This window comes from Limnohabitans sp., assembly GCF_023910625.1.
Taxonomy (GTDB): domain Bacteria; phylum Pseudomonadota; class Gammaproteobacteria; order Burkholderiales; family Burkholderiaceae_C; genus Limnohabitans_A.
The window spans coordinates 2,109,270-2,122,067 of record NZ_JAAVVW010000003.1 but is presented as its reverse complement, the minus strand read 5'-3'; the positions used below and the strand labels follow the sequence as shown (position 1 = coordinate 2,122,067).

General features: G+C 54.4%; 12 protein-coding genes and 1 pseudogene. 4 read left to right on the top strand and 9 right to left on the bottom strand.

Annotated elements, in window-relative coordinates; all coding sequences use genetic code 11:
- Positions 1-35: 35 nt before the first annotated feature.
- The 3 genes from minC to HEQ17_RS13545 all read right to left on the bottom strand — a co-directional run bounded on the left by minC (position 36) and on the right by HEQ17_RS13545 (position 2,158).
- Positions 36-791, bottom strand: a complete 756-nt coding sequence (gene minC, locus HEQ17_RS13555) for a septum site-determining protein MinC (RefSeq protein ID WP_296293221.1) — start codon at positions 789-791, stop codon at positions 36-38.
- Positions 792-1,073: 282 nt separating this feature from the next.
- Complete coding sequence (locus HEQ17_RS13550; protein ID WP_296293220.1) at positions 1,074-1,283, bottom strand: DUF2788 domain-containing protein; 210 nt, start codon at positions 1,281-1,283, stop codon at positions 1,074-1,076.
- The gene (locus HEQ17_RS13545) at positions 1,283-2,158 is read right to left on the bottom strand and encodes a DUF2189 domain-containing protein (RefSeq protein ID WP_296293219.1); all 876 of its coding nucleotides are present in this window, start codon (positions 2,156-2,158) and stop codon (positions 1,283-1,285) included. The genes HEQ17_RS13550 and HEQ17_RS13545 overlap by 1 nt, the downstream gene beginning before the upstream one ends.
- Before the next feature lie 172 nt (positions 2,159-2,330).
- Between HEQ17_RS13545 and HEQ17_RS13540 the strand changes: the two genes are divergently transcribed.
- Positions 2,331-3,545, top strand: coding sequence for an IS256 family transposase (locus HEQ17_RS13540; RefSeq protein ID WP_296293218.1), 1,215 nt, complete (start codon positions 2,331-2,333; stop codon positions 3,543-3,545).
- Positions 3,546-3,583: 38 nt separating this feature from the next.
- Here the strand turns inward: HEQ17_RS13540 and HEQ17_RS13535 are convergent, their stop codons facing one another.
- Both HEQ17_RS13535 and HEQ17_RS13530 read right to left on the bottom strand, forming a co-directional pair.
- Positions 3,584-4,081 (bottom strand): Spy/CpxP family protein refolding chaperone, encoded by a 498-nt coding sequence (locus HEQ17_RS13535; protein WP_296293217.1) that lies wholly within the window; start codon positions 4,079-4,081, stop codon positions 3,584-3,586.
- A 97-nt stretch (positions 4,082-4,178) separates the two neighbouring features.
- Entirely contained in the window at positions 4,179-4,376 is a 198-nt protein-coding gene (locus HEQ17_RS13530; RefSeq protein WP_296293216.1) for a cation transporter, read from the bottom strand.
- Between the two features lie 65 nt (positions 4,377-4,441).
- Here HEQ17_RS13530 and HEQ17_RS13525 point away from each other — a divergent pair, with 65 nt between their 5' ends.
- Positions 4,442-6,649, top strand: a complete 2,208-nt coding sequence (locus tag HEQ17_RS13525; RefSeq protein WP_296293215.1) for a cation-translocating P-type ATPase — start codon at positions 4,442-4,444, stop codon at positions 6,647-6,649.
- Positions 6,650-6,651: 2 nt separating this feature from the next.
- On the opposite strand, the gene HEQ17_RS13520 is transcribed toward HEQ17_RS13525, so the two are convergent.
- Complete coding sequence (locus HEQ17_RS13520; RefSeq protein WP_296293214.1) at positions 6,652-7,437, bottom strand: class II aldolase/adducin family protein; 786 nt, start codon at positions 7,435-7,437, stop codon at positions 6,652-6,654.
- A 322-nt stretch (positions 7,438-7,759) separates the two neighbouring features.
- Between HEQ17_RS13520 and HEQ17_RS13515 the strand changes: the two genes are divergently transcribed.
- The gene (locus tag HEQ17_RS13515) at positions 7,760-8,845 is read left to right on the top strand and encodes a hypothetical protein (protein WP_296293213.1); all 1,086 of its coding nucleotides are present in this window, start codon (positions 7,760-7,762) and stop codon (positions 8,843-8,845) included.
- A 4-nt stretch (positions 8,846-8,849) separates the two neighbouring features.
- On the opposite strand, the gene HEQ17_RS13510 is transcribed toward HEQ17_RS13515, so the two are convergent.
- Positions 8,850-9,845, bottom strand: a complete 996-nt coding sequence (locus HEQ17_RS13510) for a DNA cytosine methyltransferase (protein WP_296293212.1) — start codon at positions 9,843-9,845, stop codon at positions 8,850-8,852.
- Positions 9,846-10,019: 174 nt separating this feature from the next.
- On the opposite strand from HEQ17_RS13510, the pseudogene HEQ17_RS13505 reads away from it, so the two are divergent.
- Positions 10,020-10,992 (top strand): annotated as a pseudogene (locus HEQ17_RS13505) (IS481 family transposase).
- Positions 10,993-11,237: 245 nt separating this feature from the next.
- Here the strand turns inward: HEQ17_RS13505 and HEQ17_RS13500 are convergent.
- Positions 11,238-11,510, bottom strand: coding sequence for a YkgJ family cysteine cluster protein (locus HEQ17_RS13500; protein ID WP_296293210.1), 273 nt, complete (start codon positions 11,508-11,510; stop codon positions 11,238-11,240).
- A 19-nt stretch (positions 11,511-11,529) separates the two neighbouring features.
- Complete coding sequence (locus HEQ17_RS13495) at positions 11,530-12,762, bottom strand: MltA domain-containing protein (protein WP_296293209.1); 1,233 nt, start codon at positions 12,760-12,762, stop codon at positions 11,530-11,532.
- Positions 12,763-12,798 lie beyond the last annotated feature (36 nt).

The following is a 12,798-nucleotide window of genomic DNA, read 5'->3' as shown; positions in this document are numbered from 1 at the left end:
ATAAACTTTCTTGGACAAAATGAAAATGAAAAAATTCAAAGATTCAAAGGCTTGATCAGCAACTTGTCCCCTTCGGGGTCCGATTGCAAACTGACCTGGGCTGTTTTGCCCAACACCTCATTGGACAAGGGATTTTCACTGGTCCGGTAAACACCGGCAATGGAAATGAGCTCAGGTTCCATGACCAAAGCAAAAATTTTGGCTTGGGTATTGCCCCTGGCTCCAGCAATTGCTTTTCCACGCAAAGAACCATACACATGAATGTGCCCATCGGCAATGACCTCAGCGCCCGCATTGACCATCGCCAACACAATCAAGTCTCGCCCCTTGGCATAAACCTGTTGGCCTGAACGCAAAGGCTTGTCGACCACCATGGCTTCTACGGCAACAGATGAGGCAGCGGGTCGAACATGATCCATGGATGCAGACACCTCGGCCAACTGAACAGAACGCCGAATGCGGGCATCGGAAGCATCCACCAGGCCAAGACCCTTGGCATGCTCCAAAAATGCATCCTTGGCCCCTTTGATGGCCAGAGGAACCAATGCATGCTCTCGCAAGACCTCCATCAAGGTTTGCAAATCTGCCGCTTTGAACTCGCTTTCGAGCTGGCTGACATCGATCAACAAAGGATCTTGCTCAAAAAACCCCGGACTTGCGTCCATTTGCCGTTTCAAAGCCGCAACCAACAGCGAGATGTCGGTGGATTTGAGGATCAAGGCCACCAAGGACAAATCTGCACTTTTGATGTCGTAACAGTTGGAAGAAGCGTCTTCTTGAACAATCGCCATGGTGCCGCTGGGGTTGGAAAGGGGCAAATCTTACCAGTGCATCCTTGCCTTGTTATCTTTCTTTCTCTATATATCAATGAATAGTGGTAGTAGTAAGGACAGCCCTTTGTTGTGGACAAGGTGGTTTTTCCTTTGCATGACAAGCACTTGGCCTGCTTTTTAGCTTGTGTGTGACTCTGCTTTTGTGCTGTCGCAGCAAAATGAACAACTTTTTAAAAATTGATCAAACTGTGGATAACTTAGGGTTTTTGCATTTCTTATCCACAGACTTGTTTAGAAGCTTTATTTGTCAATCCAGTACTGGATCACGGCTTTGACCAAAAAACCCAACATGCCAAAAGCCAGACCCGTAAAAATAACAAAAGTGCCAAATTTTCCGGCTTTCGATTCCCAGGCCAGTTGCACCACAATGAACAGCATGTACAGCATGAACGCTGTTATGCCCACTGTCAGGCCAAACCAGGCAAACTGTTCTTCGGTAAAACCCCACATCACAGCTTATCCTGACCGGACAAGCGTTCGGGAAGGGAGGTGGTGTCCACCAAATCTCGGTAGGCGTGCCAGGACGCATGGCCCAGCATGGGAACGATCAACACCAACCCCACAAACAGCATCAACACACCCAAAAGGCTGAACCCCATGATCAGCAAGGCCCATAAAGCCATGGGAACAGGGTGGGTCAGCACCGTTTTCCAACTGATCAGCACCGCTTGCAAGGTGTTGACCTTGCGGTCCAACATCAAAGGCATGGCCACCACGCTGGATGCAAAAACCGGGGCCGCCATCAACCCTCCCAAAGCCAACCACAACTCAAACACATGGTGGTCTGGGCTGAGCACGACATGGTGGATGAAATCCGTGGGGGTGTGGATGGGAGCAGGTGTCAGCAAGGTGATCAGGGCGGAAGAAGTCAAAACCCAACCTGTTCCGGTAAAGCCCAGCAACAAACCAAAACGAACCAAACACCAATAGCTTGTCGGTTCATTGAACCGCTGGGTTTGCCAGCGTGTCCAGGTTTTGAACAGCAAACCGGGGTCAACGCGCTCTTTGCGCTCAATGGCGCGACTCATGGCATACAAACTGGTGGCCAACACCGGGGCCACCACCAAAAACCCCGACACCGCACTGGCCAAAAACCAAAATCTGTCGTGTGCCAGCCAAGTGATCAAGCCACCGCCCAATGCCAACACCAGGCCATGCATCAGGCTCAACCAGGGTGAATGCCAAATGTCCTTCAGGCCCAACCACAACCATTCAAAAGGGTGTTGCCAGGTGATGGGCAATATCTCGGGCAATCGCAACCGGACACGGTGACGCGCGGGAGGGGTTTGGGGTGACGAAGGGGGTGGAGAGGCGCTGGAGGTCATGGCAACAAGCTTAACGCTGTACGATTTTTAAAAATTGACATGCATCAAACGCACAAAAGGCTGCCGAAGCAGCCCTTGGCAGATTGAAAAAACCTGATCAATGGAGGGTGTCCTAAATTTTGTGTAAACGGTCAAATGGCAGGAAACTGCCGAACATCCAGAAAGATGAACCATGACCGTCAGCAACGAATTGATCGACCAGCTGCTCGCTGGCTATAAAAAACCTGAAGACCTCATCGGCGAGAACGGCCTGCTCAAGCAGCTGACCAAGCGCCTTGTGGAGCGCGCTTTGGAAGCCGAGATGACCGAGCACTTGGGTCACACCAAGAATGCCAGCGTGGCCAACGCCGCTGGCAATGCCCGCAACGGCAAAAGCAAAAAGACCCTCAAAGGCGACTTTGGCGAGCTGCCCATTGATATCCCCCGTGATCGCCACGCCAGCTTTGAGCCGCAGATCGTGCCCAAGCACCAGACGCGCTGGACAGGTTTTGATGACAAGATTTTGTCCCTGTATGCCCGAGGCATGACGGTACGTGAGATTCAGGGGCATCTCCAGGAAATGTATGGCACCGAGGTGTCGCCCACGCTGATCTCATCGGTTACGGATGCCGTCATGGACGAGGTCAAGGCTTGGCAGGCGCGTCCACTGGATGCGCTGTACCCGATCGTTTACCTGGACTGCATCCACGTCAAAACCCGTGACTCAGGCGTGGTGCGCAACAAGGCCGTATATCTGGCCTTGGGCATCAACATGGCGGGCGAGAAGGAAATCCTGGGGCTGTGGATTGCCCAGACCGAAGGGGCCAAGTTCTGGCTGCAGGTGGTCACGGAGCTCAAGAACCGGGGCGTGGCTGACATCTTCATCGCCTGCGTGGATGGCTTGAAGGGCTTTCCCGAGGCAATAGAGGCTGTATATCCGCAAACGGCGGTGCAGCTGTGTCTGGTGCACATGGTGCGCCACAGCCTGAACTATGTGAGCTGGAAGATGCGCAAAGTGGTGGCCGCAGACCTGAAGACCATCTACAGCAGCGCAACTGCGGATGATGCCGTGCTGCGGCTGCAGGAATTCGAAGAAAAATGGGGCGCTGACTACCCGACCATTGTGAAATCGTGGTGCAGCAACTGGGAGCGGATCGTGCCGTTCTTTGAATATCCTCCAGAGATTCGGCGGATCATTTACACGACCAACGCCATCGAGTCGGTGAACATGAGTCTGCGCAAGGTGACCAAGAGCCGGGGCTCGTTCCCCAGCGATGAGGCATTGCTGAAATTGTTCTACCTGGCGCTGAACAACATCAGCAAGAAGTGGACGATGCCGCTCAGAGATTGGAAAGCCGCATTGACCCGGTTTACCATTCAGTTCGAAGGCAGGATGCCCAATGACTGATCGCAGCCCCGTTTACACAAAATGCCGTACACCCTCGATCAATGCCTGCCGTGATGTCCACCACCGTGTTGCATGCGGTGCATGTCGCCACCCGTGCGACCCATGGCCTGGGCAGTTTCTTTATCAAAGATCTGTTGTTGCTCAGCACTCAGGCTTGCATAAAAAGCCTTGGTGCCATTGATGCGTTTTTGCATGTGTGCATCCCGTTCGGCTTTCATGGCTTGCATGCGCTCTAGCCGTTCGGGGGTGCTCATTTTTTCCATGCTGACTCGATCGGGGCGTGCCATGCGTTCAGGCTTTTGCATGGACTGGGCAAAATTGTTCCAGGCGCCATCTTGCGAAGCTTGCAGGTTCAGTTTGCCTTTGAGTTCAGCCAGGTGCTTGGCATGGCGAGCGCTCATTTTGGCGTGCATTTGTTCCATGCGTTCGCCGCGAGGCCCCGGGGTGAGTGCTTCGGTTGGGGTTTGCGCCATAGCCAGACCAGACAGACCCGCTAACAAAGAAGCGGCAATGAAAGAGGTGCAAATTGATTTCATAAGACATCCTTGGGTTGATGAGATGAACAATTCTGATCTGCCCATGTGTAGGGCAAGTGCATTCTTTGCAGTGATTTGTAAAGAAGAGTGAAACAGTTCACGTTGTCACACGATAACCTTCATCGGCGATCGCTTGGGCCAGGGCTTGGCGGCTTTGTTTTGAATCGACTTGCACCAGATTTTGAGTGCGGTCGATCACAACTTTGGCTTGGGCATCCAAAGCCAGCAAGGCTTTGGTCACGGCTTTTTCACAGTGACCACAAGTCATACCCTCAACAGTGAAAAATTGGTTCATGATGTTTCCTTTGGGCCAAAAGAGTTTGCGCTTTGCAAAGCATAGTCCATCGAGCCGCTCCGACCATGACACAGATCAAAACCAAATCCCAGACCCATGACATCGGCATTGACGGGATGACCTGCGCCTCATGCGTGAGCCGGGTCGAAAAAGCGTTGAAAAAAGTGCCGGGTGTCAGCTCCGTCAGTGTCAATTTGGCCACTGAATCGGCGCGTATTGAGGTCAGCGACCCCCAACTGACACAAGCGCATTTGCGGCGTGCCATCCGCGATGCAGGTTATGAAGCCCGACAAGCAGCCACTGCCCAAGACGATACCCAAAATGCTTCGCCGTGGACCGGTTTTGCCCCTGTGGCTTGGGGCTTGGTGCTGTCGGGCCCGTTGGTTTTGCCCATGCTGGGCGACTTGTGGGGCCAGCACTGGATGTTGCCAGCCTGGTTGCAGTTTGTCTTGGCCACGCCGGTTCAGTTCATTTTGGGCGCACGCTTTTACAAGGCTGGCTGGCACGCCCTCAAGGCACGCACCGGCAACATGGATTTGCTGGTGTCCATTGGCACCACGGCAGGTTGGGCTTTGTCGGTGTGGTTGTGGCTTACCGCGCACGAAGGCCATGTGCCGCACCTTTACTTTGAAGGCTCGGCGGTGGTCATCACTTTGGTGTTGCTCGGCAAGTGGTTGGAGAGACGCGCCAAACGGCAAACCACAGAAGCCATTCGCGCCCTGCACGCCTTGCGTCCGGACCGCGTGCATTGGCTCAGTGAAGAGGGTGAAATTGACGTACCGGTGGATGAAGTCCTCAAAGGGGACTTGATCGTGGTGCGCCCCGGAGAACGCTGTCCGCTCGACGGCGAGCTGGTCAAGGGCCAAACCCAGATGGACGAATCCATGCTCACAGGCGAACCTTTGCCCGTTTCCAAAAGTGTGGGTGCCAAGTTGACAGGCGGTGCCATCAATGGCGATGGTCGTGTGCTGATGCGCGTGACTGCCGTGGGCCACGAAACCGTGCTGTCGCACATCATTCGCCTGGTCGAAGATGCCCAAGCGGGCAAAGCGCCCATTCAGCGCCTGGTAGACCAAGTGGCCGCGGTGTTTGTGCCGGTGGTGATGTTGCTGGCGCTGGTCACGTTGGGCGTGTGGATGTTGCTGGGCGCGGGGTTTGAAGCCGCGCTCATCCAAGCTGTGGCGGTGTTGGTCATCGCTTGCCCCTGCGCGCTGGGCTTGGCCACGCCTGTGGCCATCATGGTGGGCACCGGGGTTGCTGCGCGCCATGGCGTTTTGATCAAGGACGCCCAAGCTTTGGAAAACGCCCACCGCGTGAACACCGTGGCGTTTGACAAAACCGGCACACTCACCGTGGGCCAGCCGCGCCTGATCGAGCAAGTGCCCGCTCCCGAATGCGATGCGGCCACCATGCTGGCGTGGGCAGCCAGCGTGCAAAGCGGCAGCGAACACCCGCTGGCCCGTGCTGTGCTGGTTGCCGCCCAAGCGCAAAGCCTGTCCTTGGCCAGCCCCACTGATTTGACGGCTGTGCCCGGGCGGGGCGTGCAAGCCACAGTAGGGGGCCGTGGCTTGCTGCTGGGCAGCTTGCGTTGGTTGCACCAGGAGGGTCTTGACCCGACTTTGTGGTCTGTGCAGATCGCTCGCCTGCAAGCACAAGGCGCCACCTTGTCGGCGCTGGCCGAACGCAGGTCAAGCGGCGTGCATGGCTTGTTGTTGCTTGCTTTTGGCGACCAGCCCAAAGCGGAGGCCGCCCAAGCATTGGCCGCCTTGCGGGCGCGCGGCCTGCAGTTGGTCATGATTTCTGGCGACAATCGGGCCGCCGCCGAAGCCATGGCCCGTCGTTTGGGCCTGCGACCAGAAAACGGGGAAGTGCTGGCCGAGGTGTTGCCCGGCGACAAAGCCGCCCAAGTGCAAAAACTGCGCGCTGGCGGGCGCATCGTGGCCATGGTGGGCGACGGAGTCAACGACGCCCCGGCACTGGCCGCGGCCGACGTGGGCATGGCCATGGGCACGGGCACCGATGTGGCCATGCACGCCGCAGGTATCACCCTGATGCGTGGCGATGTGGGCTTGGTCGGTGCTGCGCTCGACATCTCGGCCCGCACCGTGGCCAAGATCCGGCAAAACCTGTTTTGGGCGTTTGCCTACAACGTGGCCGGTATTCCGCTGGCGGCCATGGGCTACCTGAGCCCCGTCATGGCGGGCGCGGCCATGGCGCTCAGTTCGGTCAGCGTCATGGCCAATGCCTTACTGCTCAAGCGCTGGAAGCCTTAAATTCAAAGAGTGAAGTCCGGGCTCTCTCGCTGCAGTTTGCGCAGCAGCGAAGGCCACACAAAAGCACCCCCCAAGCCGCCCGTTTGCACGCGCATGGCCGTGGCCACGCCGTTGATGATTTGCGGGTCCACCGCCGTCAGGTCTTTGGGGCCCGCCTGCCCAGCCAGCGCATCAACCTGGATGCGGCAGGTATTCTCAAACGTGTACATCGACAAAAACGCATCGGCGATGGTTTTGCCCACGGTGAGCAGGCCGTGGTTGCGCAGCATCAGGTAATTGGCCTCGCCCAAGTTGGCCTGCAGACGCAGCTTTTCGTCGTCCCGAATGGCCACGCCTTCGTAGCCGTGGTAGGCCAACGAGGCCAGCACAAACGTGCTTTGCTGGCTGATGGGCAGCACGCCGTGTGCCTGCGCGCTCACGGCCACCCCGGCCCGGGTGTGGGTGTGCAACACACAGCCGGCATCGGGCCGCGCCTCGTGCACCGCGCTGTGGATCACAAAGCCGGCCGGGTTCACCGGGAAAGGGCTGTCGTGCAGTTTGTTGCACTGCATGTCCACCTTGACCAGGCTGGATGCGGTGATCTCATCGAACATCAGGCCGTAGGGGTTGATCAGAAATTGGTGGTCTTGACCAGCCACCGACTCGGGCAGTTTGGCGCTGATGTGGGTGAACACCAAGTCGCTCCAGCCGTACAGGGCCACCAGCCGGTAACACGCGGCCAAGTCCAGGCGCAGCTGCCACTCGTCGGGGTGAACGCTGTCTTTTAAGGAAGGAATGTCTAACGCCATGACTGTGCTCAGCAGGTCAGCAAAAGGGGTTCAGCTTAGCGGTAAGCGGGGTGGGGGGATGACTTGTTGGTGACTGAAGAGCGCTTCATTTTTCAGGGTCAATATTTCCGACCTTGGGAAGCACGTTTGACCATAGTCACTCAAGTGTGTCCGCATTCGCTCATGGCTTGGTTACCTGTGGATCGGTATAAAATTAACTATATTGGAGGCTTTTTCAGGTAAAGTGTGGGTTCAATTTTGGGGCATGAGACAATGACATTTTAGACAGTTATTAAGAAAAGTATTTCAAATTTTCAATAGCTTTTTCAAAACAAAATTAATTATGATTAATTCGACTTCTAAAAAATTAAAACTATCTGCAGGGATACCGCGTACCTCTGAAAGAGCAAAAGAATTAATATGTAAAACTTTCGAAGATCTTCTTTTAGGGAAAGCTTCATGGAGTAATAGTTTAAATGCGCCGGAAGCTATAGAATCGCAAGTAAACAAAGTTCTAATTAGCAGTAATATAAGTTATCGCGATGCACTTGTTATTCAGTTTGCTTTTTGGCTCGCAGTTGGATCAACAGTGAACATACAAATTCGGCAAGAGGGTGGTCGGGGTGTTTCAAAGTGGTTCGGAGAATTTCTTTCAAGTAAACATATACGTGCGGTAAAGGATGCATTTCAAAATATTGGTAAAAACACAGATCAGCTTGCCAGAGGCAATGATGAATATTTTGATTCGATTTTACTTTGGGGTTCAAATCCAGATCGATCGTTTGAAGAAATCCAGGATGCTTTTCATTTTTGTTGCTTACAAATAGCCGCAAATGCAAGGCCTATTCTTGGAATGCCTGCTCTCAACAGAGGGGCTCTCACTTTTGGGCGCGTTAGTGGACTTTTATCTCGGTTATACGCAACCCCTTCTTCCGGTGCGTACGAGCAATATTCCATAGCAGCGCTCCTTCATGCTGTTATTGAACAACAAGGCTTAGCGACATTTCGTGTAGAAACAAAAAATTTGAATGCATCAGATAAGAGCAGTAGATCAGCAGGTGATATTCAGATACTTTTGGGTAATCGCGTCGTCGAAGCTTTAGAGGTCACCGCTAACGATTGGACAGAGAAATTAATTGGAGCAGAAAAAACTATTCGAGACAATGATCTGAGTAGATTAACGATTGTTGCTACCGGTGTTAATGCAGCTAGTGATTCATTAATAAATAGACTGAAAGAACTTTCTTTGGATTTATCAGTTCTTGAAGTTAATTCATTTGCTTCAAGCCTCGTTAGCGCATTAACGAGGCAAGGTCGCGCTAGCGCTATAAATCGGCTTTACGAGTTACTTGATCGTTATCAACCAAAGGTAGAGGTTGTTAATCAGTTTGTTATGCTTATTGATGAACTTGAACTCAGTGAGAAGTAAGCGGTCAACTCATGAGAGTTTTTAATAAGGATTTTCCAAGTGCTTTGCCAAGTTCGGGGGGAACGGCATTACCAATTTGAGCGTATTGAGAACTACGCGAACCTAAAAAACGCATTCCATCAGGAAAGGTCTGCAAAGCAGCTGATTCCTGAACTGAAAGACGGCGTCCCCCATTAAGGCATCCAACTCGCGGCCTTCCTCCGTTCATCAGATGTTTGTGGTATTCGGGCACCTCACTTTGTAGATCAAGAAAGTGAGTCTTGTTTCCGCCAGCTGAAGCTAGGATCGTATGAGATGGTGCGGACAAGTCGATAGCACGACCACCACCGTTGAAGAGATGTCCGTCATAAGGACTTGGTCTTAAATCTGGCCGTTTGGCAAATACAACCTTAGATTCATTTATTAATTCAATAGAACCAACTTTTGAAAGAGTTTCACCTGCTGTAATGAAGGGTTTACAATGATTGGGTCCATGAGTTGGCGCAGGAAAGTGAAAATCTGGCAATTCATTTTTGACGCCAACAACGATTAAGCGACGACGCTTCTGCGGTACACCATACTCTGCGGCATTAAGAACTTGAACATAAACTTTATAACCAAGTTCTTCAAAATTATCTAATGAATACTCTAAGTAGTCTTTGTGACTTGGACTAGCAAGACCAGGAACATTTTCCATGAGAAACATTGCCGGTTGTGCTTCTTCAACTGCGCGTATAAATTGCGGAATCATGTCACGTGAATCTTCAGATGCTAGGCCTTTACCACCAGCTGAAAAAGGTTGGCATGGCGGGCCGCCCGCAAGCAGGGAAACTCCTCTATATTGTTTGAAGTTCAATCCTTGAATTGGCATGTTGTGGACTGTAGCTTTCGAATGCTGCAGAGCGAAAGTGTCGCATGCGTCACGGTTCATTTCTACAGCGGCGACGCAGTTCAGGCCCGCAGCTTCTAAACCAAGTGATAACCCACCTGCGCCACAAAATAAGTCGATGAAGTCTCTCATTGCAATTCTGATGTGTGGATGTTCAAACTATTCTTGATCAAGCTTCTATAGATGTCGCATCCCGGATGATTGCATTGACTCAAAACGGTATCCGCTGTTCATGGCCAGAGAGGTCATGCGGCAGTTGATAGACAATCTTTGCGTCACCTCAGCAGTCCACCCGGGAGCCTTGTCATGATGATAGCCTTGCACAAAAACGCACGTACTACGCCCGCCACCCGTGCGGAGATGGCGGCCAGCACGGAGACTGCTGCCACTTTGGCGTTGCGCTTCGGCGTGAGTGAAGGCACTGTTTACAAGTGGAAGGGTCGAGACAGCTTTCATGACGCGTCCCACACCCCGCACAAGCTTCAAACCACGCTCACACCGGCGCAAGAACAGATCGTGGTCGAACTCAGAAAGACGCTGCTGTTGCCCCTGGATGATCTTGCTGGCCGTCACCCGCGAGTTTCTTTGCCCCCAGGCCACACGCTCGGGTCTGGACCGTTGCTTGCGTCGCCACGGCGTTGGCAACCTCAACGCGCTCAGGCCCAAAGAGCCCACTGAGCCTCATAAAGCCTTCAAAAGCTATGAGCCGGGGTTCATCCACATCGATGTCAAATACCTGCCCCAGATGCCCGACGAGACCAGCAGGCGCTATCTGTTTGTGGCCATCGACCGCGCCACACGCTGGGTGTTTGTGCAGATCAAGAGCCACAAGACGGCAGCGGCAGCCCGAGCGTTTCTCAATGCCCTGCACAAGGCGTGCCCGATCAAGATGCAGAAAATTCTGACCGACAACGGCAAGGAGTTCACTGACAGGTTGTTTGCCAGCCGTGAGCGCCAGGCCACGGGCAACCATGAGTTTGATCAACTGTGCCAAGCCTTGAACATTGAACACCGCCTGACCAAACCACGCACGCCGCGCACCAATGGCATGGTCGAGCGCTTCAACGGGCGTATCGCTGACGTGCTCAAGACACACCGATTCACCAGCGGTGAAGATTTGGAGCAAACGCTCATGCGTTACGTGGCTCTGTACAACCATCAGTTACCCCAGTCAGCGCTTAAAAGCAAAACACCGATGAGGGCCATGAAAGACTGGTACGCTTCTCATCCTCATTTGTTTATAAAACGGCCTTACGATCATCCGGGATGCGACATATAGACGACATGATCAATCGGTTGTATAAATATACAGTATTTTTACAATACATCAAGACCTATAAGGTATTTTTCCTAAGCAACTATTCGCATTAACAAGTGGCAGCTACGCTCATTCCACTATATAAAAGATAGTTCTTGCGATCAAGTGGACATATGCATCTGGCTTCAGGACTGAGCAACGGCGATAAGGTTGAAGAATGATGGAGGTCCATACAAACCAGTAAATTCATCGATATTTCATTTCCATCACCCGGGCCGCGTCAAATCTTCCAGCCGCATGAGCCAAGCCCGGGCGTGCACCCCGCCATCGGCCACAGCCCCGCACATCTCCACCGACGCTTGAAGTTGCCCACACACCGCGGGCCGTTCGGGCTGACCAAAAATTTTGCAGCGCAGTTGTTCGTCAAGATGCACGCAAGGCACGCCCGCGGGTTTGCCTTGGGGCATGCCAGGGATGGGCGAGGAGATGGAAGGGGCGGTGCAGCAAGCGGCGCAGCCGGGGCGGCAGGTCAAAGTCATCCGGTCAAGGGCATCCTGGTCAGCGTGGCCACAGGGCCCACATTTGCAGGGGCTGCTTGAGCCGCCCTGCCAATTCGCCAGCCACGGGTCCTGATCCCGCGTAATAGTCGGCCCGCACCGCGCCCACAATGGCGGTGCCGGTGTCTTGGGCCAGCACCAGGCGGTCAAAAGACGTTTGCGGTCCGGTGGACTTCATCCACACCGGGGTGCCGTAGGGGATGCTGCGGCGGTCCACCGCAATCGAGCGCTCGGCCGTGAGCGGCACGCCTTGTGCGCCTTTGGGGCCGGGCGGCACGCTGCCCACGGGCAAGGCCTCTTCGCGGAAGAACACCACACGCGGGTTTTGCCACAACAACTCGTTGACGCGTGAGGGGTTGCGGTCGATCCAGGCCTTGATGCCGGGCCAACTGGCATCGCGGATCAGGTTTTGGTCCAGCAGCCAGCGGCCAATGCTTTTGTAGGGCTGGTCGTTGGTGGCCGCATAAGCCATGCGCACCCAGCGCTGGCGGCCGTCGGGCTCGGTCACGTTCACCAGGCCCGAGCCCTGGATGTGCAGCACCATCGCGTCCACCGGGTCGGCCAAATACAGCAGCTCTTTGCCCCGCAAGGCAGCGCGGGCGGCAGGCAGGGTGTCGATTTCCTGGCGGCTGAACCAGGGTTTGCGCTGCCCCAATTGAGCCGGTGGAGCAAACAGGGGGACCTTGAAGGCCCCTTGAGGTCGGCGAGAGCCCGTCAGTGCCGGCTCGTAGTATCCGGTCAATAGGCCCTGCTGACGTTGTTCGTGGGATTCGACGCGGTATGGTTGCAATTTGTCACGCATCCAGCGGCGTTGCTGTGCCACAGGCGCATGGGCCAGTTGGGCGATCTCCGGGCAAAGGGCTTTCCAATCGGGGCCGGGCCGTTGACAGCTTTGCAGCCAGGCGGGCCAGGCTTCGTTGATGGCATCGGTGTCCAGCCCCGGCAGGTCTGACCACTGAACAGGCACCCAGCGGCTTTGCTCGCGCAGCAGGAGGGCGGGCAATTGCGGGGTGATGTCCCGGATGACGGGACCCGGTGACGATGGGCTTGCCGCAACGGGGTCATGCCGGACGGGCGTCACTGAGCAGCCAGCGAAGGTGCCTACAATCGCGGCGAACAACCAGCCTGACCATGGCGGTCGGCGGGACAAAAAACGGGGTGCTTGCATGGGTCTGATTTTGTTGGAAGCGTTGCTGGCGTTGGTCATTTTGCTGGCAATTGTCTGGTGGACCATGTTTTACGGCCGCAACAAAGGTGAATTGCCCCCGAG